This is a genomic window from Kitasatospora sp. NPDC058184 (assembly GCF_042883725.1).
Lineage (GTDB): Bacteria > Actinomycetota > Actinomycetes > Streptomycetales > Streptomycetaceae > Kitasatospora.
This window is the reverse complement of sequence record NZ_JBHVVE010000028.1, coordinates 100,626-126,794: the sequence shown is the minus strand read 5'-3', so window position 1 is coordinate 126,794 and position 26,169 is coordinate 100,626. Positions and strand designations below refer to the sequence as shown.

Sequence of the window (26,169 nt, the reverse complement as noted above, 5' to 3'; positions counted from 1 at the left end):
CTGGACCCTGGCCCCGGGCAACCCGGACAACCAGATCTGCTTCACCGTCTCCGGCACCACCGGGTCGCTCTCCCTCCAACTGCCCGAGGTCTTCGGTATCCAGACCGCAGGTGGCCGCGCGGTCCGGGCCGGCCTCACCACCGGCACCACCCAGAAGACCCTCGACGTCCCCAAGGACGGCTTCCAACCGGTCGGCGAAGGCAACAACGGCGCCTCGACCAGCCTCGTCGAACTGACCGTCACCGGCTGACAGCCACCCGCGCATCCGTTCCTCACCGTCTGGGAATACACATATGCCTCGCAACTCCTCGCCCCGCTCCCTGCGGGCGGGTGTGCTGGTCGCGGCTGCGGCCGCCGGCACGCTGAGCACCTTCTCTCCGGCCGGCGCCGTGGTCGGCGACGCGGCTGCCGACAACACCTACACCGCCGCCACCCGCCTGGTGATCGGCGACAACCTGCGCGGCTGCACCGGCGCGCTGGTGGACCGCTACTGGGTGGTCACGGCCGCCTCGTGCTTCTCCGACGACCCGGCGCAGCCGCAGGCCCTGGTGGCCGGTGCGCCGAAGTGGAAGACGACCGTGACGGTGGGCGCCAAGTCGGCCGAGGTGGCCGAGCTGGTGCCGCGCGCCGACCGTGACCTCGTCATGGCCCGTCTCGCCACGCCCGTCGACGGCATAGCCCCGCTGCCGCTGGCGACCGCCGCCCCGACGGCCGGGCAGAGCCTGCGCGTTCCCGGTTTCGGCCGGACGAAGGACGAGTGGGTGCCGAACAAGCTCCACACCGGCGTGTTCAGCCTCGACAGCGTGAGCGCGACGGGCATCGGCACCACCGGCACCGGCGGCGCGGCGGTCTGCAAGGGGGACACCGGCGCTCCCGCCATCCGTGAGACGAACGGCAAGGCCGAGCTGGTGGCCGTGGCCTCCCGTTCCTGGCAGGGCGGCTGCCTGGGCACCCCGGCTACCGAGACCCGTACCGGCGCGTTCAGCTCCCGCGTCGACGACCTCGGCGACTGGGTGAAGGGCCTGCGTTCCCGCACGGCGGAGGTCAAGGCCGGCCTGCAGCTCCAGATCATCGACATCAACAACAGGATGTGGAACACCGTCGACGACTCCAGGGCCGGCGGCTGGCTCGGCTCCTGGTCGCCCGTCAGCACAGTCTCGTTGACCGCCGTGGACAGCGTCGCCATCGGCGACACCGTGCACGTCTACGCCGTCGGTTCCGACGGCAAGGTCTACACCCACGACGGCAAGGTCGGTGGCGTGTGGACCCCGTGGGGCGAGGTCCCCGGCGGCGCCGGCGGTGCCCAGGGCGTCACCGCCGCGGTCCGCGGCAACACCGTCAGCCTCCAGATCATCGGATCCGACGGTTCCCTCTACAGCACCAGCGTCGACTACGCCGCCGGCAGCTGGCGCGGAAACTGGGAGCAGGTCGGCACCAACAACCTGAAGTCCATCACCAGCGCCACCACCCCTGACGGCGTCGTCCACGTCTTCGCCGTCAACGAGGACCTTCGCGTCTACACCCGCGACAACCGGCCCGACGGCAGCTGGACCCCGTGGGGCGAGATCCCCGGCGGTGCCGTCGGCGTCCAGGGCATCACCGCCGCCGCCCGCGGCAACACCGTCGACCTCCAGATCATCGGCGGCGCCGGCGACCTGTTCACCACCTACGGCCACTACGACCTCGGCCACTGGGACCCGCAGTGGCAGAAGGTCAGCGAGAACCGCCTGAAGGCCATCTCCAGCAGCGCCGAGGGCAACGTCGTCCACGTCGTTGCCGTCAACGAGGACACCAAGGTCTACACCCGCGACGCCGACTACAACGCCGGCAAGTGGACGCCGTGGACCGAGGTCCCCGGCGGCGCCTTCGGCGTGAAGGCGATCACCGCCGCCACCACCAGCTGACTCCGGCCAGCACCGCGTCCCGCCGGACCGACCGCCGTCCGGTCGCCGGTCCGGCGGGACGCCACCTTCTCGCAACTCCTCAGGGGGGAATTCCTGATGTACCGTAAGTCCCAGTTCCGTTCCCGTCGGGCGGGTGTGCTGGTCGCGGCCGCCGCCGCCGGCACGCTGAGCGCCGTCTCTCCGGCCGGTGCCGTGGTCGGCCCCGAGGCTGCCGACAACACCTACACCTCTACCGCCCGTCTGACGATCGGCGACAACCTGCGCGCCTGCACCGGCGCGCTGGTCGACCGCAGCTGGGTGCTCACCGCCGCCTCCTGCTTCTCCGACGACCCGGCGCAGCCGCAGGCCCTGGCGGCCGGCAAGCCGAAGTGGAAGACCACCGTCACGCTCGGCGCCAAGTCGGCCGAGGTGGTCGAGCTGGTGCCGCGCGCCGACCGTGACCTCGTCATGGCCCGTCTCGCCACGCCCGTGGACGGCATCGCCCCGCTCGCGGTCGCCACCGCCGCCCCGACCGCCGGGCAGAGCCTGCGCGTCGCCGGTTTCGGCCGGACCAAGGACGAGTGGGTGCCGTCCAAGCTCCACACCGGCGCGTTCACCCTCGACACCGTGAGCGCGACCGCGATCGGCATCACCGGTACCGGTGGCGCGGCGATCTGCAAGGGTGACACCGGTGCCCCGGCGATCCGCGAGGTCAACGGCAAGGCCGAGCTGGTGGCCGTGGCCTCCCGCTCGTGGCAGGGCGGCTGCCTGGGCACCCCGGCCACCGAGACCCGTACCGGCGCGTTCAGCTCCCGGGTCGACGACCTCGCCGGCTGGGTGAACCAGGTGCGGGTCTCCCGTCCGGCCAGCCGGCTGTTCGCGATCGGCGGCGACAGCCAGATCTGGGCCAACGAGGGCGCGTACACCACGAACGTGTGGGGCACCTTCGAGGCCGTGCCGAACAGCGGCGGCGTCCGGCAGGTCAGCGCCGTCACGATGGGCGACAAGGTGCGACTGTTCGGCATCGGCAGCGACCAGCGGATCCGGACCACCACCAGGGACGCCTCCGGCGCCTGGTCGCCGTTCGAGGTCGTGCCGGGCAACAGCGGCATCCGGCAGGTGACCGCCGTCGCCATGGGCGACAAGGTGCGCCTGTTCGCCGTCGGCGGCGACGAGCGCATCTACGGTGCGGACGGCGACTACGCCGCGGGCACCTGGAGCGCGTTCTCGCCGCTGCCCAGCAGCGCGATCAAGCAGGTGACCGCCACTGTCGTCGGCAACACCGTGCGGCTGTTCGCGATCGGCGGCGACAACCGGATCTGGACCAGTACCGGCGACTACACCGCCGGTACGTGGAGCACCTTCGAGGCGATCCCCAGCAGCGGCATCCAGCACATCGCCGCCACCACGATCGGCAACACCGTGCGGGTGTTCGCGGTCGGTGCCGACAGCCAGATCTGGACCACCGACAGCACCGGCAACGGCCCCTGGACCACCTTCGAGAAGGTGCCCGACGCCCTCGGTGTGAAGCAGGTCGCCGCCACCACCATCGGCGACGCCATCCGCCTGTTCGCGATCGGCAGCGACGACAAGATCTGGACCGCCGACAAGAAGGCCGACGGCAGCTGGACCACCTTCTACAAGGTCGACAGCAGCGGCATCCAGGGCCTCGCCGCCACCGCCGGCTGACCCGGGTCCCGCACCCGTGCCCCGCGGGGGCCGTCGGCGCGAGACCGACCGCCCCCGCGGGCTCCCACCCACCGACCCGAAGGGGAGTCCCCATGTCCCGCAAGTCCCAGCTCCGCCCGCGGCGGGCGGGTGTGCTGGCAGCCGTCGCGGCCGCTGCCGCCGGCGCGCTGACCACCTTCGCCCCGGCCGGCGCCGTCTCCGGCGGCGCCGCGGCCGATACCACCTCCGCCACCACCGCGCGGATCGTCATCGGCGACAGCCTGCGCGGCTGCACCGGCGCGCTGATCGACCAGTACTGGGTGCTCACCGCCGCCTCCTGCTTCTCCGACGACCCGGCGCAGCCGCAGGCGCTGGCGGCCGGCAAGCCGAAGTGGAACACCACCGCCACCGTCGGTGCCAAGTCGGCCCAGGTGGTCGAGCTGGTGCCGCGCGCCGACCGCGACCTGGTGATGGCCCGTCTGGCCGTGCCGGTCGACGGTGTGACGCCGCTGGAGGTGGGCACCTCGGCGCCGACGGCCGGGCAGTCGCTGCGTGTTCCCGGTTTCGGCCGGACCAAGGACGAGTGGGTGCCGGCCAAGCCGCACACCGGCGCGTTCTCGCTCGACACGGTGAGCGCGACGGGCGTCGGCATCACGGGGACGGGCGGTGCGGCGGTCTGCAAGGGTGACACCGGTGCCCCGGCGATCCGCGAGGTCAACGGCAAGGCCGAGCTGGTGGCCGTGGCCTCCCGCTCCTGGCAGGGCGGCTGCCTGGGCACCCCGGCCGCCGAGACCCGCACCGGCGCGTACGCGACCCGGGTCGACGACCTCGGCGTGTGGATCACCAACGTCCGCCACTCGACCCCGTCGGGGACGAAGGTCACCGGCTCGCCGTTCACCGTCGTCGACCCGGCCACCGGGCACCCGCTGACCTTCGTCCAGGACAGCAAGAACCACCTGTGGTCGGTCGACCCGCAGAACGAGGGCTGGACCGACCTGGGCGGCTACGCGGCCGCCCGCCCGACCGCGATCGCCAACCCGGCCGACAACCACGTGATCGTGTACGTCAACGGGCCGGACAACAAGCTCTGGTCCTACGACCGCACCACCGGCAAGTGGACCGAGTTCGTCCCCACCCCCGCCGGGACGGTGCTGGCCCCCGACGCCGTGCCGCGCACGGTCGTCGACCCGGCCACCGGCCACCTGGTCACCTTCGTCCGCGACACCGCCAACCACCTGTGGTCCGTCGACCCGCAGGGCGAGGGCTGGTACGACTTCGGCGGGCTGGCCGCCACCGACCCGGTGCCGGTGATCAACCCGAACGACGGCCACATCGTGGTGTACGTCAACGGGCCGAACAACCGGCTGAACTCCATCGACCGCCGGGGCGCCGGCCGGGTCGAGTTCGTCCCGCCGGCCCTGGCCCCCGACGCGGTCCCCTCGACCGTGGTCGACCCGGCCACCGGGCACTTCACCACCTTCGTCCGCGACGCCGCCAACCACCTGTGGTCCGTCGACCCGTTCGGCCCGGGCTGGCGCGACTGGGGCGTGATGGCTGCCACCGACCCGGTCGCGATCGCCGACAAGGCCGGCAACCGGACCGTGGTGTACGTCAACGGGCCGAACAACCGGCTGAACGCGCTCGACTTCGCCACCGGGAAGTGGACCGAGTTCGGGCTCACCCCGTCGGGCACCGCGCTGGCCGCCGACGCCGTCCCGCAGACCGTCGTCGACCCGGTCAGCAAGCACCTGGTCACGTACGTCAGGGACACCAACAGCACGCTCTGGTCCATCGACCCGCAGAGCCAGGGCGGCCCGGCCTGGGTCCGCTTCCACGGCGGCCCCTCCGCCCCCTGACCCGCACCTGACCCGCGGCAGGCCCGCTGCGGCCCGCCACGGCCGCCGGTCGAAGGCCACCGGCACCCCGCGCACCCGCGGGGTGCCGTCCTCCCCGAACGCTCCCTGGAGATCCCTCATGCCCCGCAAGTCCCAGGTCCGCTCCCGGCGGGCCGGCGTACTCGCCGCTGCCGCTGCCGCCGGCACGCTGTGCAGCATCGTCCCGGCCGGCGCCGTGGTCGGCGACGCCGCCGCCGACGGCTCCTACGCCTACACCGTCCGCCTGGCGATCGGCGACAACGTGCGCGTCTGCACCGGCGCGCTGGTGGACCGCTACTGGGTGGCCACGGCCGCCTCGTGCTTCTCCGACGACCCGGCGCAGCCGCAGGCACTGGCCGCCGGTGCGCCGAAGTGGAAGACCACCGCCACCGTCGGGCGCACCGACCTGGCCACGGGCGCCGGTGTCGTGACGGACGTGGTGGAGCTGGCGCCGCGTCAGGACCGCGACCTGGTCCTGGCCCGCCTGGCCGTCCCCGTCACCGGCGTCGCCCCGATCGCGGTCGCCACCACCGCCCCGACCGCCGGCCAGACCCTGCGGGTGCCCGGGTACGGGCGCACCAAGACCGAGTGGCTCCCGAACCGGCTCCACTCCGGCGCGTTCAGCCTCGACACGGTGAGCGCGACCGGCGTCGGCATCACGGGGACGGGCGGCGCGGCGGTCTGCAAGGGCGACACCGGTGCCCCCGCCGTCCGTGAGGTCAACGGCAAGGCCGAGCTGGTCGCCGTCGCCTCCCGTTCCTGGCAGGGCGGCTGCCTGGGCGTGCCCGCCGGCGAGACCCGTACCGGCGCGTACAGCACCCGGGTCGACGACCTCGGCGCGTGGATCAACCAGGTCCGCGACGGCTGGTGGGACACCGTCACCGCCAACCCGGCCGCCCGCAGCTCGGTCTACGACCCGGTCCGGAAGACCACCACGGTCTTCGCCGTCGACAGCGAGCGCCACGTGGTGTCCTCCTCCAGCGCGGACGGCACGACCTGGAGCGACTGGACGCGGGTCGGCGGCGACTGGCGGTTCGCGAGCGTCCCCACCGCCGTCTTCAACCCCGCCACCGGTGCCATCGAGCTGTTCGCCATCGGCACCGACGGCGTGCTCTGCCAGACCTACTGGCTGCCGGACGGCAAGGGCTGGGTCGAGTGGTACTACCAGCCCACCGACAAGAGGTTCACCGGCAGCCCCACCGCCGTCTACAACCCGGCGACGAAGACCGCGGAGGTCTTCGCCACCCAGACCAACGGGGCCGTCGCGCACTCCTACTACACCGTGGGCACGGCGGGGTGGAGCGGCTGGTACGACATCAAGGCCAACAAGGAGTTCACGGGCAGCCCGAGCGCCCTGTACAACCCCTCCACCGGTGCCATCGAGCTGTTCGCGGTCAACACCGACGGCGTGCTGAAGCAGAGCTACTGGTTGCCGGGCCAGGACTGGAACCCCTGGTACGCCCAGGACGACAACGTGAGGTTCACCGGCAGCCCCACGTCCGCCTACAACCCGGTCACCAAGGTCGTGGAGGTCTTCGCCACCCGGACCAGCGGGGCCGTCGCGCACTCCTACTACACCCCGGGCATGACGAAGTGGAGCGGCTGGTACGAGGTCCCCGGCCGCGGGTTCGCGGGCTCGCCGACCGCCGTCTTCGACCCCGCCACCGGCGGCTTCGCGCTGTTCGCGGTCGACGGCAACGGCGTCCTCGCCCGCGCCGCGTGGCAGCCCGACGGCAAGCCGTGGAGCGACTGGACCAGCATCGGGGACTGGCGGTTCACCACCGGTCGCTTCCCGACCGCGACGTTCAACGCGGCGGCCGGCACCCTGGACCTCTTCGCCACCGGCCAGAACGGCGCCTTCAACCACGCCTCGTACCAGCCGGGGAAGAGCGGGTGGAGCAGCTGGAACACGCTCCCCGGCAAGACCATGGTCACCGGCTGACGAAGCGTCCACGGGCCGTTCAAGGACCGGGCCCGGCCGCTCCCCGCTCAGGCAGGGGGAGCGGCCGGGCCCGGTCCGTCGTGCGAGCGGTCAGAGGCGCTCGGGGACCGGGTTGCCGACGGCCTCGATGGCGCGGCGGACCGGGACCTTGAGCAGGACGGCGAAGCCGATGACGAAGAAGACCAGCAGCGAGATGATCGCCGAGCGGTAGCTGCCGGTGAGCTGGTAGGCGAGGCCGAAGACGAGCGGGCCCATCCAGCTGGTGCCGCGGTCGCTGACCTTGTAGAAGCTGAAGTACTCGGCCTCCCGGCCCGGCGGTATGAGGTGGGAGAAGAGGGAGCGGGAGAGCGCCTGGCTGCCGCCGAGCACCAGGCCGATCATGCAGGCCAGGGCGTAGAACCAGGCGGGCTGGTGGGCGGGCATGAAGTAGCCGAGGGCCAGGGTGACGACCCAGCCGACCAGGGAGCCGAGGATGGTCCGCTTGGCGCCGTACCGGTGGGCGATCCGGCCGAGCAGCAGGGCGCCGCCGATCGCCACGACCTGGACCAGCAGCACGGCGGTGACCAGCGAGGTCTGCTCCATGCCGAGTTCCTCGCTGCCGTAGAGCGAGGCCTGGGAGACGACGGTCTGGATGCCGTCGTTGTAGCAGAGGAAGGCCGCGAGGTAGAGCAGGGTGAGCGGGTGCTCGCGCATCCGGCGCAGGGTGCGGCCGAGTTCGCGCAGGCTGCCGGCGGCGGGCTTGCCGGGCTTGCCTGGCGCGGTGGCCGGGGTTTCCGCGGGGTCGGCGGGGGCGGTGGGGGCCACGCCGGCCCGGGAGGGCAGCCGCAGCATCGGGACGATGGTGAACAGCGCCCACCACAGGCCGGCCGAGGCGAGGCAGATCCGTACGGCGGTGCCGGAGTCCAGGCCGAACGCGTCGTGGCCCTGGAACAGCGCCAGGTTGGCGATCAGCAGCAGTCCGCCGCCCGCGTAGCCGTAGGCCCAGCCCTTGGAGGAGACCTTGTCGCGCTCGTCGGGGGAGGCGAGGCCGGGCAGGTAGGCGTAGGACAGCGCGACCGAGACCGCGTACGCGATGTTGGCGACCACCAGCAGCCCGCCGCCGAGCAGGTAGCGGTCGCCGCCGAGGAAGAACATCCCCATCGTGGCGAGCGAGCCGACGTACGCGAAGCCGCACATCAGCTCCTTGTGCCGCCCGGTGCGGTCGGCGACGGTGCCGGTCAGCAGCATCACCGCGACCGAGAGCAGCACGGAGAAGGAGACCGTGTACGGGAAGAACGATCCTGCGCGGATCGTCAGGCCGAGCGGGTGGACGTTGCCGGCCGCGTCGGCGGCGTCCTTGGCGACGGTGGTCAGGTACGGGCCGAGGAACACCGTCAGGACGGTGGCCGAGAAGGCGGCGTTGGCCCAGTCGTTGATGTACCAGCCGAACTGCATCCGGCGCAGGGAGCGTGCGTCGGTGTCGGCGGCGGCCGGGTCGGCGTCGGGGGCGGTCGGTGGGTCGTCCGGCAGGTGCGTCGCCGAGTTCGTGGTGCTCATGGGGTTCCCATCACCGTGCTGGAGCCGGTACTGCCGTCCGTCCAGCAGCCGCGCTCGCCGAGGACGTCCCGCAGGACGTCGATGCGATCGGCCATGATGCCATCCACACCCAGGTCCAGGAGAGCCCTGATCCGTGTGGGATCGTCCACAGTCCAGACGTGCACCTGGAGGCCGAGCCGGTGGGCGGTGCGGACGAAGGCCCGGTCGACCACCCGGACGCCCCGGTGACGCTCCGGCACCTGCGCGCACAGCCCGGCGAACGGCGCCCCGGACGGTGCCCCGGACGGGGCTTCGGACGGCGCTCCGGACCGTGTGGAGGCGCGCCCGGGCAGGAACGATTCGGCCAGCGAGCGCAGCCGCAGCCGGGCCACCTCGCGCGGGCCGAGCGAGGTCGCCAGCCGGGGCCCGGCGGCGGCGCGGACGGCGGCCAGCCGGCTGTCGGAGAAGCCGCCGACGCAGACCCGGTCCCAGGCGTCGGTCCGGCGGATCGCCTCGACCAGCGGCCCGACGGCCGGCGCCGCCTTGACGTCGATGTTGAAGCGGGCCCCGGGGAACGCGCCGAGCAGGTCCTCCAGCAGCGGCACCGGCTCGGTCCCGCCGATCCGGGCCCGCCTGACGGTCTCCCAGGGCAGCTCCGCCACCGCCCCGGCGCGGTCGGTGACCCGGTCCAGGTGCGTGTCGTGGAAGGCGACCAGTACACCGTCGGCGGTCGCGTGCACGTCCGTCTCCAGGTAGCGGTACCCGAGCGCGACGGCGGCCTCGAAGGCGGCGAGCGAGTTCTCGGGGCGCCCGAGGTCACCGCCCCGGTGGGCGAAGGCGAGCGGCCCGGGGTGGTCGAGGAAGGGGTGCATGCGGTGCTCCGAGCTGCGGGGGGAGGGCCCGACGGCTCCGACGGGGTCGGGATCCGTGGGCGTACCAGCGCGTTACAGTATGACGCACCCTGTCAAGCAGTAACGCGCCGCCGGGCCCCCGGCCGGATCCCCGGCCAGGCCCCCGTCAGGTCCTCCCGCCGGGTCCCCGCCTGGCCCCGTCAGGCCCCCCGGACGTCCCGGCGCATGCCGAGGATCTCCGCGACGGCGTCCAGCCACCGGGCGAGCAGCTGGTCGCCGTCGACGCTGGTGACGGTGGTGGCCGCCGAGCCCAGCCAGTCGCGGGCGAGCCGGGCCGGCTCCGTCCCGGGCAGCGGCTCGGCGAGGTCCGCCGCGTAGCGGGCGCCGCCGCTGCGCACCACCTCGGCGAGGAAGGCGAGCGACCGGGGGAGCACCCCCAGCGCGTCGGCGGCCAGCGCCGCCGCGACGGCGCCCTCGCCGAACAGCGCGGCCCGGTGCGGACCGGCGAAGGCCAGGCCGTAGCGGAGCATGGCGGACACGTCGAGCTGCCGCAGCTCCTCGTCGGTCCTGGGACGGAAGCGGTCGTCGGGGCTCATCGGACCGTCACCGGGTAGGTGTTGCGCACGACCATGTTCCTGTTCTCTTCGCTGGGTGCGGGGAGGTTGCAGTAGCTGCGGAAGCAGTTGAGGAGGGTGACGGCGGTGGTCCCGCGGCCCTTGGCCTCGAAGGTGTAGAAGCGGGTGCCGCCGACGCCGTCCGAGGTCTTCGACTCCGCGGGGAGGTCGAGCTTCTCCGCGACCAGGGCCGCGACCGCGGCGTCCGGCTGCGGGGCCGCGACGCTCCAGCGGTCGCCGACCGAGGAGTTGTCCCGGACGGCGATCGTGAAGCGCTCGCCGACGGCGAGGCTGACCGAGCGCTCCTCCGCGCCGAGCACCCGGCCGCGGTCCGGACCGGACGGCGCGTCCTGCCCGCAGGCCGTCAGCCCGGTCGCCAGGACGGCCGCCAGCGCCACCGCCCGCAGCGGTCCGCGGGCCGGCCTCCGCGCCGACGCCGCCGTGAACACCCTTGCCACGCCGATCACTTCGGCAGGTGGACGGCGTAGGCGGTGGGCAGCCGGTCGTCCGAGGCCCCGGCCATCCGGCCGTTGACGAAGTCGTCCTCGCTGACCCAGGTGGTGGTGCCCCACGGGTTGTAGATCTGCAGCATGTTGCCCTCCTGGCCGACGATCATCATCGCGTGGCCCGACCGCTTGCCGTCCTTGTCGTAGCCCTCGACCCCGACCGGCACCGGCTTGCCGTCGGCGACCGCCTTCTCGATGTCCGGCAGCAGCTCGCGCCGGGCGTTGCCGTCCGGCATCGGCTTGTAGTCGAAGTCGGCGCCGGTGTGCGGGCTGACCTCCTTCTCCAGCACCTTCTCCTTGCCGTCCGCCCCCATGCCGTCCCAGTTCGCGCCGCCGTCGCCCTCCTGGTGCACCCGGTGCTGCTCGGCCAGCAGCCGCTGCTGGAAGGCCGCCGGGTCGTCCTCCTGGCCGGACGGGCCGCCGGTCAGGTCCAGCGCGTAGAGCGGGTCGACCATCGCCCGGGCGGTCACGGTGGAGGAGGCGACGCAGGTGCCCTCGGTGTCCGCCTGCTTCCAGTTGGCGCCGTCGAAGGTCACCTGGTCCGTGTTCCGGTTGGAGCCGTTCTCCTGCTGCCCGCCGCTGCTGGTGTCCCCGTCCTCGGTGTAGACGGGCGTCAGGTGCGTCCGGAGCCACTCCGGGTCCTTGCCGTGGATCTTGCCCTGGAAGGCGCGGATCTCGTCCATGGAGTGGCCGGCCGCCAGCGCCTTCATCAGATAGGCGCGCTCCTGGGGGGACTTGGAGTCGGCGAGCAGCTTCTCGAAGTCCGCCCGGTCCTTGTCGTTCATCTTGTCCAGGTACTCGCCGGACCGCTTCATGTCGTTGGCGGTCAGCAGCCCGTTCAGCTCGGTCGGGCCGTCCGGACCGGAGGTCTCGGCCAGCACCAGCTTGTCGGCGGCGGTGACGGCGTTGGTCTTCATCTTCCCCGCCCGGGCCTCGGAGGCCAGCTTGTTCAGGTCGCGGGCCGCCGCCCGGGCCGCCTCGTCGGCGTGCTTGGCGGCGCTCAGCATCGCGTCGACCTGGGGCACGGCGGCCTGCTGCGCCTTCTTGCGCGCCGCCTCGTCCTCGTCGTCCTCGAACCACTCGTCGAACCAGCCCTGCTCGCCGCCCAGTTCGCTCAGCACCTGCTGGAGCGCGGACCGCGCGGCGCCGTCCTGGCCCTGGGCGGAGCGCAGCGCGTCCGCGAGGCCGAGCAGGGCCGTCCCGCCGTTGTAGAGCGCGGTGGTCTGCTGGTCGACGGCGCGGGCGGCGGCGGCCACCACCTCGGCGGCCTTCGCGCCCGTCGAACCGGTCCAGACGTCCGGCAGCCCGGAGGTGGCGACCGCCAGGACCTCCTGGTGGAGCTGGGTCGAGTCGGCGGCCGCGGTCTTGTAGCGGTTGCCGGTGGCCTCGATGGTGCCCGGGTCCCCGACCGGCGCGTGGACCGCCAGCGCGCCCTTGATCGCGGAGATCAGATCGTTCTTGTTGTCCGCCCCGCGGACGTCCTTCAGCCGGTCGGTCAGCGCCTTGCAGCGCTGCGTGGTGGATTCGCCTGCCATGACGGCCCGTTCGCCCCCTGTACCCGTTGCCCGTGGTGTCGTTCCCCGCCGCTGCCCGGCGGTCCTCCGTCGGCTGCCCATCGGCCGCTCGACGGCTGCTCATCGGCTTGCGGACGTCAGCTCGTCAGCCGCCGTCCGCTCCGGTGTCCGGCGCGCGCCGGCCCCGCGTCAGCCGAAGGGCCGGTAGTCGCCGCTGCGCGAGGCGGACGCGAGGTCCTTCACCACGCTGCCGTCGGCCGACTGGTAGCCGTTCGAGGAGCCCCGCACCTTGCCGGCCAGCTCGCTCAGCGCGCTCTTGATCGTCGCGGTCTCCGCCTGCCAGGCGCTGCTGAAGTTGCGGTACGCCGGGTCGACGTCCTCGCCCCCGAACACGTCCGCGCCGTAGCAGACCGGGTCGCTGATCGCCGTTCCGATCGTCCCCTCGTCCCCGGACGCCTTGTCCAGCGCCTTCGCCTGCCCCTCGGCCCCGCCGGCCTGGATCGCGTACCCCGACCCCTGCGCCATGGTTCACCCCTCGTGCGTCCCCCGAGCCGTCCACGCGACGGCGTTCGAGCACCCTACGGGCCCTCCGGTGCCCGGGCAATTCGTATCGCGCCTGGTGGGAGGGCTGTTGCGAATTCATGACACACCGTCCGGAACCCGGTGACGGCGGGCGACGGACGCTCCGTCCGCAGTCACCGGGCGACGGGCCGCGGACGTCACCCTGCCGCGGGCGGGGCGGCGGCCCCGGCTACTGGATGCTCCAGCGGTGCGGGTGGCCGGGGTCGGCGGGGCAGGCGAAGACGTTGAGCAGGCCCCAGCGGCCGACGGTGACCTCGGTCGGCGTGCCGGCGTGGTGGCCGTCCGCCGAGGCCTCGTCCTCCAGCGGCCGCCAACTGCCGCTGCCGCCGTCCCACTCCGAGCTGTCGACGGTCAGCAGCAGCCGCATCGGGGTCGCGCAGTCGTGGCAGTCCATCGGGGCCGGGTCGGTGCTGTGCCAGGAGGCGAAGCCGCCGACGCGCCAGCCGGGCGGGATGGACAGGTCGTACTGGTAGAGCGGCGGGTCGTCCTCCCCGTGCTCCTCGGCCGCAGCCTCCCGGGCCTCCTCCCAGGCGTCGATGCGGGCGCACAGGTCCTCCGGGAGGAGGCCGGCGAACGGGTAGGTGGGCACCTGCTCGGGATGCAGCACGCACGGCTCGGGCAGGTATCCGTCGAAGCCGACGACCTCCGGGCGCGGGGGCTGGGCCAGCACCTCGGCGACCTCCCACGAACGGCGCCAGCGCAGGTCGAGCAGCATCTCCCAGCGGCCCGGGCCGTGGGCGTCGAAGGGGCACCAGAACACCTGGAGCAGGTCGCAGCCGTCCGGCCCGGGCGGCAGGTCGGGGACGTCCCGCCGGTAGAACTGCGCGAGGCCGACCAGCGGCAACGGGCCGTCCGCGGCCGGGCCTTCGACCCGGTGGCGGCGGTCGAGCTCCTTGAGCAGCTGCCGTTCCGCGTCCGTCGGTCCGGGGTCCTGCTCGCGGTTCCAGGCCGCGGCCAGGACCTCCCGGGAACGGTGGACGTCCGCCGGGCGCCGGCCGCGGGCGTGCGGGTGGGGGTCGGTGCAGACCGGCCAGGGCTCGTCCGCGGGCCACAGCAGCGGGCCGCCGACGGAGCTCGCCGAGGCGTCCGGCCGTCCGGGGCGCGGATGGAGCCGGGTGGTGGTGCCCCGGTGATGCGCCAGTTCGGGGAAGAGCGCCTCGACGTCGAGCGGGCGCGGGGGTGTGGTTCTCGGCATGGGGTCGACCCTAGAGAGTGGCCGGTGGCACCCGGGACCAGGGTCCCCGGCGCCGTGCTGTCAGCGCCGTGCCGGTGTCCCGCCGACGGTGACAGCGCGGTGTCCGCGTCCTGCAAGTGGCTGACCGCACAGTGGTGTTGAGACAGAGCAATCCATGGGAGGAACACCATGTCGAACAGCACTTGGCCGGGCTCCGGCCCGCGCACCACCTCCGTCCTGGTCTCCGGCGCCGGGATCGCCGGCACCGCCCTCGCGTACTGGCTGAACCGGTACGGCTTCCGGGTCACCGTCGTGGAGCGGGCCCCCTCGCTGCGCGGCGGCGGGCAGGCCGTGGACGTCCGCGGCACCGCCCTGACGGTGGTCGAGCAGATGGGGCTGCTGGAGGAGATCCGGGCCCGTCGGACCGGCCTGCGCGGGATGTCCGTGGTCGACGCGGACGGCCGCGAGCTGCGCCGCACCACCGAGTGGACGGCCACCGGCGGGCCGGTCGACGGCCCGGACGTGGAGATCCTGCGCGACGAACTCGCCGGGCTGATCGCCTCGGCGGACGCGGGCGTCGAGGGCGCCGGAACCGCCGGGCCCGGCGTCGAGTACCGCTTCGGCGACTCGATCGACACCCTGGTGCAGCACCGGGAGGGCGTCGAGGTCCGGTTCCGCGGCGGCACCGAGCAGGCCTTCGACCTGGTCGTCGGCGCCGACGGCCTGCACTCGAACACCCGCCGCCTCGTCTTCGGCCCCGAAGCGGACTACCTGCACCCCATCGGCACCTACCTCGCCGGCTGGAGCGTGCCCAACCACCTGGGCCTGGACCGCTGGGAGGTCGTCCACCGGCTCGGCGACGACCAGAACTGGTTCTGCATGGCGATGACCGTCCGCGACAACAGCGAACTGCGGGTCTTCGTCGGCCTCGACACCGAGGAGCCGCTCGACCGGATGCTCCCGCGCGACCCCGCCCGGCAGCGGCGGCTGGTGGCCGAGCGCTCCGCCCACGCGCGCTGGGAGGTGCCGCGCTTCCTCCGGGCGCTGGAGGAGACCGACGCCTTCCACTACGACGTCGTCGCCCAGATCCGGATGGAGCGCTGGTCCAAGGACCGGGTCGTGCTGCTCGGCGACGCGGGCTACTGCTGCTCCCCGTTCACCGGTCAGGGCACCAGCGTGGCCCTGACCGCCGCCTACGTCCTGGCGGGTGAGCTGCACGCGGCCGACGGCGACCACCGCACGGCCTACCCCGCCTACGAGCGGCGGCTGCGCGACCACGTGGCCGCCAACCAGGCGATCCTCGAACTGACCGGCGACCGGCGGGCCCGGGTCGACAGCATCGCGAACCTCGAAGGGCCCGGTCCGGAGCTGGAGGCGGCCTTCCGGGCAGCCCTCGACTTCGACCTGCCCGCGTACTGACTGCCCCGACCGCCGGTTTCGCCGCCCCGACGATCCGCCCCGACGATCCGCCCCGACGACCCGTCCCGCCACGGGCCGTCCGGGCGGGACGTCCTACAAGGCGGGGGAGAGCTCCGCGGCGAGCCGGCGCAGCTCGGGCCCGTACTCCGGGTTGGCGAGCGCGGCCGCGAACTGGGCGCGCAGGTAGGCGGCGGGGTTGCCGGTGTCGTACCAGGTGCCGGCGATGACCTGCCCGTAGACCGCGCGCCGGGCCGCGTAGGCGTTGATGGCGTCGGTCAGGTAGACCTCGTCCTCGGGCTTCTCGTGCCAGCGGAGGGTCAGTTCGCGCAGCTCGTCGACGATGCCCGGGGTGATGACGTAGCCGCCGATCGCCGCGTACGAGGAGGGCGCGTCGGCCGGCTTCGGCTTCTCGACCAGGCCGCTGATCCGCAGCGAGCCGCCGCCGAGGTCCTCCTTCACCACCGGCACGCCGTACCGGTAGGAGTCCTCGGGTGCCATCGGCATCAGCGCGAGCACCGGCGCGTTGGTCTGCTCGTACGCCCTGATCAGCTGCTGCGCGCGGGGGACCTCCGCCACGAAGACGTCGTCGGGCCAGAGCACCAGGCAGGGCTCGTCCCCGAAGTGGCGGGCGGCGTTGAGCACCGGGGTGCCGTTGCCGTACGGGCCGTGCTGGTAGAGGTAGCTGATGTGGCCCTTGCGGGACAGCTCGCCGACCTCCTCGACCGCCGCCGCGAAGGCCTCCTTGCCGTCCCGGCGCAGCTGCTCGACCAGGACGGGGTTGGGGCGGAAGTGCTCCTGGATCAGCCCCTTGTCGCCGTTCACGACGATGGTGATGTCGGTGATGCCGCTCTCGACCAGCTCGCGCACGGTGTGCTCGATCACCGGCTTGTCGCCGACCGGCAGCATCTCCTTCGGCGTGGCCTTGGTCAGCGGCAGGAGGCGGGAGCCGAGCCCGGCGGCGGGGATGACGGCTCGGCGGATCGTCCTGGGGGCCATGTGAGACGCTCTCTCGTTTCGTCGGTGGTGCGACGCCTTGGTGACGCGGCGTCACGGCCGACGCTATCAAGGACCGGCGGCACGTTGAGTGGACGGCTGCCGTACGGAAGTTGGCCCCCCGGCGGCCGTCCGGCTGCGCCCGCCGCCCGCGGGCGGCCCGTGACCGGTGGGGCGCGGGAGGTGCGAGGGGATTCGTGGGAGATTTGTCCGCCGGGGGACGTCAAGACGGCGTCGCCCGCTCCGACCACCGGTCGAGGGCGGCCCCGCCGGGGCCCGCGAACCCGAGGAGGACGAGATGAAGTTCCTGATCAGCCTGCACCTGAACCCGGCCGTGCTGGACGCGCTGACCGACGAGGAGAAGGGGGCGATCGGCGCCGGGCACGGCCGGTTCATCGAAGAGCTCAGGGAGTCCGGCGAGCTGGTCCTCACCCAGGCGCTGGTCGATCCGTCGCAGGCCGCCGTGGTGACCGTCCGCAACGGGCAGCCGGTGGTGACCGACGGACCGTTCCTGGAGGCCAAGGAGTTCCTGGGCGGCTTCTACCTGGTCGACTGCGAGGACAAGGAACGCGCGGTCGAACTGGCCGGCCGCATCCCGGACGCCGCGATCGAGGGGCTGGGCGTCGAGGTGCGGCAGGTGATGTTCTCCGACGGACACTTGGAGGCATGACGGAACCGGACTTCGAGGACCTGCTGCGTGGGCTCACGCCGCAGGTCCTCGGCGCGTTGGTACGACGGTACGGCCGCTTCGAGGGGTGCGAGGACGCGGTGCAGGAGGCCGTCCTCGCTGCCACCGTGCAGTGGCCGTCCGAGGGGGTGCCGGACAACCCGCGCGGCTGGCTGGTGACGGTCGCCTCGCGGCGGCTGATCGACCAGCTGCGCGGCGACCGCGCGCGGCGCGAGCGGGAGTGGGCGACGGCGGCCGCCGAGGTGGTCCCGGAGGAGGTGCCGGACACCGACGACACGTTGCTCCTGCTGTTCCTGTGCTGCCACCCGGCGCTGACCGCGGCGTCCCGGACCGCCCTGACGCTGCGGGCGGTCGGCGGACTGACCACGGCCGAGATCGCCCGCGCGTTCCTGGTGCCGGAGGCGACGATGGCGGCCCGGATCAGCCGGGCCAAGCAGCGGATCAGGGCCGCCGGCGGCTCGTTCGAGCAGCCCGGGCGGGCGCTGTCGGCGGAGGAGCGCGAGGAGCGGCTGCGGGTGGTCCTGCACGTGCTCTACCTGATCTTCAACGAGGGCTACACCGCCACCTCCGGCGGCGAGTTGCACCGCCTCGACCTCGCCCGCGAGGCGATCCGGCTGACCCGGGCGGTGCGCGCGCAGCTGCCCGAGGACGGCGAGGTCGCCGGGCTGCTCGCGCTGATGCTGCTGACCCACGCCCGCCGCGCGACCCGGACGACGGCCACCGGCGACCTGGTCCCGCTGGCCGAACAGGACCGCACCCGGTGGGACCGCGACCTGATCGGGGAGGGAACGGCGCTGGTCAAGGCGGCGCTGGCCGGGCCGGAGCTCGGCCCGTACCGGCTCCAGGCCGCGATCGCCGCCACCCACGCCGACGCGGCCCGCGCCGAGGACACCGACTGGCGGCAGGTGCACGCCCTGTACCTGATCCTGGAGCGGATCGCACCCAACCCGATGGTCACCCTCAACCGGGCGATCGCCCTCGCGGAGACGGAGGGCCCGGAGGCCGGCCTGGCACTCCTCGCCGCGCTGGACGCGGACGCCCGGATGGCCGGCCACCACCGGCTGCTCTCCGTCCGGGCGCACCTGCTGGAGCGGACCGGCGACACGGAGGGGGCGTACGAGCACTACCGGCGCGCCGCCCGGGCCACCGCGAGCCTCGCGGAGCGCCGGTACCTGGAGACCCGCGCGGGCCGGGTGCGGCCGACCGGTTGAGCCGGCCCGCTGATCGGGTCTGCTGAGCCGCGTCCGGTCGGGCCGCCCGGCCGCGCCGCTTCGCGGGGCCCGGGGCCCGGGGCCCGGGGTCAGAGCCCTATCGCGTCGGCGGTCTGCTCGGTGGTCCAGGCGAAGAAGTCGTCCGCCGGGTCCAACGAGCCGACCAGCTGGCCGTGGAGCTCGAAGCCGATCAGGCCGACCAGCTGCACCCAGGCGCCGATGGTCCGGGCGAGGACGTGCGGCGGCAGGTCGAGGCCGAACTCCGTGACGATCCGGGTCAGTTGCCCGGCCAGCGCGCCGCGCGGCGGCGGGACGGGCTGGGTGGGCCGCAGCCTGGCGTCGCGGACCACGCCGATCAGGGCGAACGGCAGCCGGGTGGCGGGTTGGACGGTGGTGCGGGGCGCCGCGTATCCCGGCACCGGGGTGCCGTAGAGCAGCGAGAACTCGTGCGGGTTGGCCCGGGCCCAGTCGCGGGTGGCCGTCCACAGCGCCCGCCAGCGCTCGCGCGGCGCGGCCGCCCCGGCGGTGGCGAGGGCGCCCTCCGCGGCCGCGCCGAGTTCGTTGTAGGCGTCGATGATCAGCGCGGTCAGCAGTTCGTCGCGGCTGGCGAAGTAGCGGTACAACGCGGAGGAGGCCATGCCCAGCTCGCGGGCGACGGCGCGCAGCGACAGCTGCTGGGCGCCCACCGAGGCGAGTTGGCGGCGGGCCTCCTGCTTGATCTCGCGGGTGAGTTCCTCGCGGGCCCGTTCGCGGGCGGTCCGGATCGCTGGCATGGGGACAGACTGCCACATTTCGGAGCGCCGCACACAAGCGAGAGCACTGCTCTTGTTTCTTTCATCCGCCGGTGCCATGCTGAAGACGTCGAAGCGAGAGCAGTGCTCTCGAAGAGAAGCGGTATTCACGGAACCGAGGAGTCGCGATGTCCCGCGCCGAGCACCTGCCCAGCTCCACCACCCGCCTCCAGGCGCCCACCACCCGCCTGGGCATCGCCGCCGGCAAGCTGCTCAACGGCATGGTCGCCGCCTTCGCCAAGGCCGGGGTCAGCCTCTGGGGCTCCCGGGTGCTGGCCGTCCGCGGCCGCACGAGCGGCGAGTGGCGCACCACCCCCGTCAACATCCTCACCCACGAGGGCGAGCGCTACCTGGTCGCACCGCGCGGCCACACCCAGTGGGTCCGCAACCTCCGGGCGGCCGGCACCGGCGAGCTCCGGGTCGGCCGCCGCACCGAGGCCTTCCGTGCCACCGAACTCCCGGACGCCGACAAGCCCGAGGTGCTCCGCGCCTACCTGCGCCGCTGGAACTGGCAGGTCGCCCCGTTCTTCGAGGGGATCGGCCCGGACGCCCCGGCCGAGGACCTGCTCCGGGTCGCCCCCGGCTACCCGGTCTTCCGCATCACGGGCAGCTGAACACCCCTGCCGGACGGGGGCGTTCGTACCGGAAGGGAGGAACTACGGTGAGTCACCGGGCCCTTCTTGCTCCCGAATCGTTGTCCACGGCGGCAGACCAGCCGAGGACAACCACCGGAGGTTCCCCATGAGGGACGAGCCCGAAGCGACGGACGAACCCGAGAAGGCCGACGAACCCGAGAAGACCGACGAGATCATGACGATCGACGGATACGAGATCGTCGACGGGATCGAGACGATCGACGGGATCGAGATCCCGCCGTACCGCAGCTACACCTGGGACGGCGAGGAGGGGGCCGTCCACATCGTCCTCTACCCGGGCGAGGAGGAGGCCGACGAGGAGCGCAAGGCCGAGTTCCGGGCGAGGGGCGTCCGGATGCTGGCCGACCTGAACGCCGAGCGGGAGGCGGAGCACACCCCGCCGTTCCCCGGTATGCCGAACCTCCGCCTGATCCACGGCGAGGGCCCCGCCTGAGGTCCCGCTCCCGCCTGAACACCCCGCTGCCCGCTCTGTGACACCCCGCCCGCGCACGCGCCGAGGCGCGTCCGCGGGCGGGACGGGGCGGGACGGGGCGGGGCGGTGCGGTGCGCGGGCGGTGCGGTCGCGGCGCGCGGGCGGCGCGCGCCGGACCGGGCCTCAGCCCTTGCCGCCGCCCGCCTTCAGCACCTGGGCCGCGGCCACGCCCGCCGCGCTGAAGCCGTGCCCGCCGCCCTCGACCTCGGCGGCGACGGCGAGGTCGCCGCGGTAGGCGATGAACCAGCTGTTGGTGGCCTGACTGCCGGCCTCGACGGTGCCGGTCTTGGCGCCGATCTGGCCGGACAGGCCGGCCATCGGGGTACGGGCGGTGCCCTGGGTGGCGGTCTTGGCCATCATGGCGCGCAGGTCCCGGGCGACGTCGGCGGGGAGCCTGCTCGGCGCCGTCACGCGCTTGGCGTCCTCGCGCAGCACGGGCTGGCGGAACGTCCCGTTCTGCACGGTGGCGGCGACCGAGGCCATCACCAGCGAGTTGACCTGGATCCGGCCCTGGCCGATGTACGCGGCCGCGGCCTCGTCCTTGTTCCCGGGCGTCGGGATGGTGGCGTCCCGGCTCGGGACGCCGATGTGCCACTCCAGGCCGAGGCCGAACTGGTCGCGGGCCACCGTGCCGAGGGTGCCGGGCTGGAGCTTCTCCAGGCCCTTGTCGATGAAGCCGGTGTTGCAGGAGCGGGAGAAGTCGTCCGCGAGCGTGTAGGACGGGAAGTCGCCGCTCTCGTCGTTGTGCCAGGCGCGCGGGGAGTAGGTGGTCTCCTTGCACGGCACCACGGTGTCCGGGCGCACGCCCGCCTCCAGCAGCGCGGCCGAGGTGATCACCTTCATCGTCGAGCCGGGTGCCTGGCCGCCCGCGAGCGCGCGGTTGAAGCCGCCCTGCGGGGCGTTGGCGATCGCCAGGATGTGGCCGGTGCTCGGCTGGACGGCCACCAGCGAGGCCGGATTGCCGTTCGCCGCCTGCTGCTTGACGGCGTCCTCGGCCACCTGCTGGAGGTCGGCGTCCAGGGTCAGTTTGACCACCGGGGCGCTCGGCGGCGTCAGCACGAACAGCGGCTCCGCCTCGCCGCCGCCCGAGAGCACCACGGCCCGTCCGGTGGTGGCGGCCGCGCCGTCCGGCGGGGCGATCTGGGGGAGGACGGCGCGCAGCGACGGGAAGGTGTCGAGCGGTCGGCCCTTGCGGTCGGTGGGCTTGGACACCGGGTTGGGCGTCTCCTGCACCCCGATGGTCCGGCCCGGGGTGAGCTGGGGGTGGATCACGGACGGCTTCCAGCGCACCACGGGCCGCCCGTCCTGGGACCGGACGACGCTCAGCACGCTGTCGTACTCCCAGGCGTCCGGGGTGCCCTCGAACTCCGCCTTCACCCGGAAGCCGAGGGCCGGCTCGCTCGGGCCGTCGGCCTTCGCGGGGCCCGTCCCGGTCAGGGCGAGCGAGCGGGCGCCCACCTGCTCGTGGAACGTGGCCAGTGCGGCGCGGGCGGTCTCCGGCCGGTCCGTCAGGCCGGCGGCGGCCGGGATGTCGCCGCGGCTCCAGGCCGCCAGGAACTCCTTGGCCGTCGACTCGGCCTGCTCGGCGGTCGGCGGCTCCTGCGGGGCCTTCGCCACGGTGCCGGCGCCCTGGTGGCCGCCACCGGCCGGGCCGTTGTCCGTCACGGCGTTCAGCACGTTGTAGGCGCCGTAGCCGCCGACCGCCAGCAGGGCGGCGAACACCCCGCCGGCGGCGACCATCACGACCCGGCGCGTGGTCGAGCTGCGCGGGGCCGCGTCGTCGTGCCCGTCATGCCCGTCGAGGTCGTCCAGATCGTCGTACTGGTCGTACTCGATCTCGACATCGGCGAGTCGGCCGTCCTGCTCGTGCCCGGCGTGCCCGGCGTGCTCGTCGTGCCGGTTGTCCCTGTGCTCCTCGAACATGCTTCCGTCCCCCCTGCGATCCTCCGTGGTGGCGGGCACGCCCCCTCCGGCATGTCGGCCCGCCGGCCCGATGACCGGACGAAGGTCCGTTCGGGCGCGGACCAGCCTATGCCGGGACGGGTGATCGGTCGACAGCGGGACGGCCCGCCCGGCGATCGGCCGGGCGGGCCGTAGGGGCCGGTCAGGCCCAGGGGTCGGTGAAGGAGCGGCCGGGCACGGGCTTGGCGACCAGGGCGATGGCGGTGAAGAAGTTGACCTGGCCGATGGCGAGCATGAGCGTGGTCAGGGCCGTGTCGTCGTAGTGCCCGGCGACCTCGGCGTACAGCGCGTCCGACACCCGTTCGCCGTGCGGGTTGGGCTGGAGGACGGCCTCGACCAGGGCGAGCGCGGCGCGCTCCGGGGCGGTGAACCAGGGGGAGTCCGGCCAGCCGGCCACCGAGGCGATCCGCTCCTCCGACTCGCCGGCCCTGCGGAGGAAGCCGGTGTGCAGGACGGTCAGGTAGGTGCTGCCGGCGATCTGGCCGGCCCGCAGCTGGACCAGGCTGATGGTGCTGCGGGGGACGGACCGGTTGCCGGTGGCCTTGAACAGTGCGGCCGAGACCTCGGCGAGCTCGGGGACGAGCTGCACCGGGTCCTGGGCCATGCGCGGGCGCAGCGGGACCTCGGCGGTGATCGGACGGGCGTTCATCGTGGTGTTCCTCTTCTCGCGGATGAGCGGATGAGCGGGTGACCGCTCGACCGGGTGGACCGTGCGGCCACCCGCTCACCGGTCCGACGGATCGCGGCGCGGCTTTGTGACAGCGCGGCCCGCCCGCAGCCCGAGGACGCAGCCGACGGCCACCAGGCCGGCCATCGCGAGCAGCGGCGCCGCCCAGGACCCGCTCGCGGTGTGGAGCGCGGAGGCGAGCGCGGGGCCGGTGGCGGCGAGCAGGTAGCCCCAGGTCTGGGCCATGGTGGAGAGCGCGGCGACGTGGTCCGGGTCGGTGCCCCGACGGGCGAACAGGACGGCGGCGAGCGCCTGTCCGCCGCCCATGCCGATGCCGAGGACGGCGGCCCAGAGCGGCGCCCCGCCGGCCGGGGCGAGCACCAGGCCGAGCAGGCCGAGGACGCAGACGGCCGCCACGCCCAGGATGTGCGGCCGCTGGTCGCTCCGGGCGGCGGCCAGGGTCGGGGCGAGGAAGCCGCCGACGGCGAGGCCGAGGATCAGCACGGCCTGGTCGGTGCCGGCGGTGGTCCGGCTCAGGCCCGCGTCGACCAGGACGGTGGGCAGCCAGGCCAGCGTCGCGTAGAAGACCAGGGTCTGGACGCCGAAGAAGGCCGTCAGGCTCCAGGCGAGCGCCGTCCGCCCGACCCGGCGGCGCCCGGCGGGTGCGACGGGCCCGGCCGGCGTCCGCGCGACCCGCAGCTGCGGCGCCAGGCCGGCCGCCGCCAGGGCCGCCGGGACGACGGCGATCGCGATCGCGGCCTGCCAGGACCAGGCGCCCGCGACCGGCGCGACCAGTGCGGCGACGACCGCCGAACCGGCGCCCATGGACAGCGCGTAGACGCCCGTCATGGTGCCGATCCGCCGGGGCGCGAAGCGGGCCCGGACGAACACCGGGATCAGCACGTTCACCACCGCCACCGCGACGCCCACCAGCACCGTGCCCGCGTACAGCCCGGGCAGGCCCGCCGTTCGCAGCACCGCCCCGGCCAGCAGCAGCACGCTCGCCCAGAACAGCCCGCGCTCCTCGCCGAGCCGCTGCCGGGCCAGGGCGCCGAGCGGGGCGAACAGGCCCATGCACAGCGGCGGCAGGAGGGCGAGCAGGGTCACGGTGCCCGGGCCCCAGCCGGCGACCGGCGCGAGCGGCCCGATCTGTCCGAACGCGACCCGGGTGTTGAGGCTGAGCAGGACGAAACCGAGGACGAGCAGGGCCCCGGCGGTCCGTGGGGTGCGGGAGGGGGCGGGTGCGGTGGTGGTCGCAGTGGCCGACGCGGTGGTGGCCGTCGGGTCGGTGAGCGGCATGGGGAGCAAGCCCTTCGCTTCGATGAGAGGTTAGGCTTGCCTAAGCGTTCTCGCTCAAGCGCGCTTGAGCGCAACCCGGTCCCGGCGCACCCGGCCGAGCCCAACTCGGCCTGGGTGCAACCCCGAAGGAGGCGGTGGCGGATGGCGGAGCTCCACTCGATCACCGAGGTCTCGGCGGCCTTCGGCCTCTCGGTGCCCGCCCTGCGCTACTACGAGGAGTGCGGCCTGATCGCGCCCGCCGCCCGCCGCGGCCGGGTCCGCTACTACGACCGGGAGTCGCTGGAGCGCCTCGCCCTGGTCCAGCTCTGGCACGTGGACGGGATGATCCCAGTCAGCGGGACCGCCGCCGTCCTGGCCAGCGAGCGGGCGGCCGACCGCACGGCGCTGCTGCACGCCCAGCGGGACGGGATGCTCGAGCGCGCCCGCCGGCTGGAGCACGCCGCGGCCGTCCTCACCCACATGCTGCTGTGCAGTCGGGACCGCCCGCTCGACTGCCCGACCACCCGGGCCCACATCAGTGCCCGGGTCGACGCCGCCCTGGCCGGCGAGGAGCTCGCCGACGGCTTCCTGCCCGCCCGGCCGGACGGCCCGCGGTCGGAGCACCCGCGGTCGGGCAGCGCCCCACCGCAGGAAGGCCTCAGCCCAGCACCGCCGGCGTCGGCCCGTCCGGCCGTACGGTGATGCTGTACGCCGCCCCCATCGGCCGCGAGCGGAACGTCAACGGCCCCATCGGCAGCAGGAGTTCCAGCAGTGCCGTGGTCTCGCGCAGCGCGAACCGGGTGCCCAGGCAGGCGCGGGCGCCGAGGCCGAACGGGAAGTAGGCGCCGAGCTGCCCGGGGCGGTCCGCGCCGTGGGCGAAGCGGGCGGGGTCGAAGCGTTCCGGGGCCGGCCAGAGCGCCGGGTCGCGGTGGGTGAGGTACGGGCAGACCAGCACGTCCGTCCCGGCGGCGATGCGGTGCCCGGCGATGACGTCGTCCTCGACGGCGTGCCGGGGGAGCAGCCAGGCGGAGGGGTAGAGCCGCAGCGTCTCGCTCACCAGCGCCTGCGGATCGGCCGTCCGGGCCTCGGGGTGGCGGTCGAGCAGCAGGAAGAGCCAGGTGAGCGTGGTGGCCGTGGTCTCGTGGCCGGCGACGAGCAGGGTGACCAGCTCGTCGCGGATCAACCGGTCGGTGTACCCGGGGTCCTGCTCGCCCGCGTCGAGCAGCACCCGGAGCACGCCGGGCTCCTCGGTCGGGCCGGCCGAACGCGCCGTGTCGATCGCCGCGTGCGCCACCGCGTCGATCCGGGCGAGGTCCTCGGCGACCGCGTCCCGGGCGTCCGCCGCGTTGGTGGGCAGGGTCGGCATCGCGGCCACCACCCGTTCCACCGACCGGAGTTCGCGGTCCGTCCGGTCGTCCAGCGGCAGCCCGGTGAGCGCCCGCCAGACGGTGTCCAGGGCGAAGCCGCGCATCTCCTCGCCGACGTCGAAGGCCTCCCCGCTGCGCCGGTAGCCCTCCCAGCGCTCGGCGGTGCGGTGCGCCGCCTCGGTGATCCGCCGCTCGTAGCGGCGCATCCCGGTGCCGGTGAACTGCGCCTGCAGCACCCGCCGTTGGCGCTTCCAGGGGGCGCCGGTGGCGGACAGCACGCCGTCCCCGACCAGCATCCGGGCGCGGTGCGAGCGCTTGACGTACCGGTCCGGGTGGTGGCCCAGGACGTGCTGCACGGCGGCCGGGTCGGTGACCAGGACGGTCGGTGTCGGGCCGAGCCGGAAGGCGGCGACGCCGCCGACACCGCGCTGGGTCCGGGCCAGCAGGTCGACGAGCTCGGCCTCCTCGGCCCGCCACCGCTCGACGACCTCCGCGGCCAGCTCCGGTACCGGACGGGTCTCGGTGCTCACAGGTCGTGTCCT

23 protein-coding genes and 1 pseudogene are annotated in these 26,169 nt (G+C 73.9%); 11 read left to right on the top strand and 13 right to left on the bottom strand.

Annotated features, from left to right (window positions below):
- The 5 genes and pseudogenes from ACFVXH_RS36015 to ACFVXH_RS35995 form a co-directional block, all read left to right on the top strand.
- Window positions 1-250, top strand: a pseudogene (locus ACFVXH_RS36015) (hypothetical protein); the annotation flags it as partial.
- Window positions 251-293: 43 nt separating this feature from the next.
- Entirely contained in the window at window positions 294-1,904 is a 1,611-nt protein-coding gene (locus ACFVXH_RS36010) for a trypsin-like serine protease (protein ID WP_387830326.1), read from the top strand.
- A 96-nt stretch (window positions 1,905-2,000) separates the two neighbouring features.
- Entirely contained in the window at window positions 2,001-3,572 is a 1,572-nt protein-coding gene (locus tag ACFVXH_RS36005) for a trypsin-like serine protease (protein WP_387830324.1), read from the top strand.
- Window positions 3,573-3,664: 92 nt separating this feature from the next.
- Window positions 3,665-5,407, top strand: a complete 1,743-nt coding sequence (locus tag ACFVXH_RS36000; RefSeq protein ID WP_387830322.1) for a trypsin-like serine protease — start codon at window positions 3,665-3,667, stop codon at window positions 5,405-5,407.
- A gap of 118 nt (window positions 5,408-5,525) precedes the next feature.
- Window positions 5,526-7,367, top strand: a complete 1,842-nt coding sequence (locus ACFVXH_RS35995; protein ID WP_387830320.1) for a trypsin-like serine protease — start codon at window positions 5,526-5,528, stop codon at window positions 7,365-7,367.
- Window positions 7,368-7,457: 90 nt separating this feature from the next.
- Here ACFVXH_RS35995 and ACFVXH_RS35990 read toward each other — a convergent pair whose 3' ends face one another.
- The 7 genes from ACFVXH_RS35990 to ACFVXH_RS35960 form a co-directional block, all read right to left on the bottom strand.
- Window positions 7,458-8,801 (bottom strand): MFS transporter, encoded by a 1,344-nt coding sequence (locus ACFVXH_RS35990; protein WP_387830330.1) that lies wholly within the window; start codon window positions 8,799-8,801, stop codon window positions 7,458-7,460.
- A gap of 98 nt (window positions 8,802-8,899) precedes the next feature.
- Window positions 8,900-9,754, bottom strand: a complete 855-nt coding sequence (locus ACFVXH_RS35985) for a glycerophosphodiester phosphodiesterase (protein ID WP_387830317.1) — start codon at window positions 9,752-9,754, stop codon at window positions 8,900-8,902.
- Between the two features lie 179 nt (window positions 9,755-9,933).
- The gene (locus ACFVXH_RS35980) at window positions 9,934-10,329 is read right to left on the bottom strand and encodes a hypothetical protein (RefSeq protein ID WP_387830314.1); all 396 of its coding nucleotides are present in this window, start codon (window positions 10,327-10,329) and stop codon (window positions 9,934-9,936) included.
- Window positions 10,326-10,805, bottom strand: coding sequence for a protease inhibitor I42 family protein (locus tag ACFVXH_RS35975; RefSeq protein ID WP_387830312.1), 480 nt, complete (start codon window positions 10,803-10,805; stop codon window positions 10,326-10,328). Before ACFVXH_RS35975 ends, ACFVXH_RS35980 begins: the two co-directional genes overlap by 4 nt.
- Window positions 10,806-10,810: 5 nt before the next feature.
- The gene (locus ACFVXH_RS35970) at window positions 10,811-12,388 is read right to left on the bottom strand and encodes a peptidoglycan-binding protein (protein WP_387830310.1); all 1,578 of its coding nucleotides are present in this window, start codon (window positions 12,386-12,388) and stop codon (window positions 10,811-10,813) included.
- Between the two features lie 168 nt (window positions 12,389-12,556).
- A complete protein-coding gene (locus ACFVXH_RS35965) occupies window positions 12,557-12,892 on the bottom strand; it encodes a hypothetical protein (RefSeq protein ID WP_049651413.1) in 336 nt (111 codons plus the stop codon).
- A gap of 226 nt (window positions 12,893-13,118) precedes the next feature.
- Window positions 13,119-14,144, bottom strand: a complete 1,026-nt coding sequence (locus tag ACFVXH_RS35960) for a hypothetical protein (protein WP_387830308.1) — start codon at window positions 14,142-14,144, stop codon at window positions 13,119-13,121.
- Window positions 14,145-14,312: 168 nt separating this feature from the next.
- Between ACFVXH_RS35960 and ACFVXH_RS35955 the strand changes: the two genes are divergently transcribed.
- Window positions 14,313-15,542, top strand: a complete 1,230-nt coding sequence (locus ACFVXH_RS35955) for an FAD-dependent monooxygenase (RefSeq protein ID WP_387830306.1) — start codon at window positions 14,313-14,315, stop codon at window positions 15,540-15,542.
- A gap of 93 nt (window positions 15,543-15,635) precedes the next feature.
- Here ACFVXH_RS35955 and ACFVXH_RS35950 read toward each other — a convergent pair whose 3' ends face one another.
- Window positions 15,636-16,538: a UTP--glucose-1-phosphate uridylyltransferase gene (locus ACFVXH_RS35950; RefSeq protein ID WP_049651410.1), complete on the bottom strand. Its 903-nt coding sequence runs from the start codon at window positions 16,536-16,538 to the stop codon at window positions 15,636-15,638.
- A gap of 295 nt (window positions 16,539-16,833) precedes the next feature.
- Between ACFVXH_RS35950 and ACFVXH_RS35945 the strand changes: the two genes are divergently transcribed.
- Together ACFVXH_RS35945 and ACFVXH_RS35940 are read left to right on the top strand one after the other, a co-directional pair.
- Complete coding sequence (locus ACFVXH_RS35945) at window positions 16,834-17,205, top strand: YciI family protein (protein WP_049651409.1); 372 nt, start codon at window positions 16,834-16,836, stop codon at window positions 17,203-17,205.
- Window positions 17,202-18,434: an RNA polymerase sigma factor gene (locus ACFVXH_RS35940; RefSeq protein WP_049651408.1), complete on the top strand. Its 1,233-nt coding sequence runs from the start codon at window positions 17,202-17,204 to the stop codon at window positions 18,432-18,434. Before ACFVXH_RS35945 ends, ACFVXH_RS35940 begins: the two co-directional genes overlap by 4 nt.
- An 89-nt stretch (window positions 18,435-18,523) precedes the next feature.
- Here the strand turns inward: ACFVXH_RS35940 and ACFVXH_RS35935 are convergent, their stop codons facing one another.
- Window positions 18,524-19,207 (bottom strand): TetR/AcrR family transcriptional regulator, encoded by a 684-nt coding sequence (locus tag ACFVXH_RS35935; RefSeq protein WP_074005965.1) that lies wholly within the window; start codon window positions 19,205-19,207, stop codon window positions 18,524-18,526.
- Window positions 19,208-19,353: 146 nt separating this feature from the next.
- Here ACFVXH_RS35935 and ACFVXH_RS35930 point away from each other — a divergent pair, with 146 nt between their 5' ends.
- The gene (locus ACFVXH_RS35930; RefSeq protein WP_082345683.1) at window positions 19,354-19,839 is read left to right on the top strand and encodes a nitroreductase family deazaflavin-dependent oxidoreductase; all 486 of its coding nucleotides are present in this window, start codon (window positions 19,354-19,356) and stop codon (window positions 19,837-19,839) included.
- Between the two features lie 127 nt (window positions 19,840-19,966).
- Window positions 19,967-20,314 carry a hypothetical protein gene (locus ACFVXH_RS35925; protein ID WP_049651406.1) on the top strand — a complete coding sequence of 116 codons (348 nt, stop codon included), beginning with the start codon at window positions 19,967-19,969 and terminating at the stop codon, window positions 20,312-20,314.
- Window positions 20,315-20,476: 162 nt separating this feature from the next.
- On the opposite strand, the gene ACFVXH_RS35920 is transcribed toward ACFVXH_RS35925, so the two are convergent.
- From ACFVXH_RS35920 to ACFVXH_RS35910, 3 genes are all read right to left on the bottom strand, one after another.
- Window positions 20,477-22,276, bottom strand: coding sequence for a penicillin-binding transpeptidase domain-containing protein (locus ACFVXH_RS35920; RefSeq protein ID WP_387830300.1), 1,800 nt, complete (start codon window positions 22,274-22,276; stop codon window positions 20,477-20,479).
- Between the two features lie 181 nt (window positions 22,277-22,457).
- Complete coding sequence (locus tag ACFVXH_RS35915; RefSeq protein ID WP_117486856.1) at window positions 22,458-22,964, bottom strand: carboxymuconolactone decarboxylase family protein; 507 nt, start codon at window positions 22,962-22,964, stop codon at window positions 22,458-22,460.
- 75 nt (window positions 22,965-23,039) lie between these two features.
- Window positions 23,040-24,281: an MFS transporter gene (locus ACFVXH_RS35910; RefSeq protein ID WP_387830296.1), complete on the bottom strand. Its 1,242-nt coding sequence runs from the start codon at window positions 24,279-24,281 to the stop codon at window positions 23,040-23,042.
- Window positions 24,282-24,422: 141 nt separating this feature from the next.
- Here ACFVXH_RS35910 and ACFVXH_RS35905 point away from each other — a divergent pair, with 141 nt between their 5' ends.
- The gene (locus ACFVXH_RS35905; RefSeq protein ID WP_387830293.1) at window positions 24,423-24,962 is read left to right on the top strand and encodes a MerR family transcriptional regulator; all 540 of its coding nucleotides are present in this window, start codon (window positions 24,423-24,425) and stop codon (window positions 24,960-24,962) included.
- On the opposite strand, the gene ACFVXH_RS35900 is transcribed toward ACFVXH_RS35905, so the two are convergent.
- Window positions 24,919-26,157 carry a cytochrome P450 gene (locus ACFVXH_RS35900; RefSeq protein ID WP_387830290.1) on the bottom strand — a complete coding sequence of 413 codons (1,239 nt, stop codon included), beginning with the start codon at window positions 26,155-26,157 and terminating at the stop codon, window positions 24,919-24,921. The two genes, ACFVXH_RS35905 and ACFVXH_RS35900, sit on opposite strands and share 44 nt — an antisense overlap.
- Window positions 26,158-26,169 lie beyond the last annotated feature (12 nt).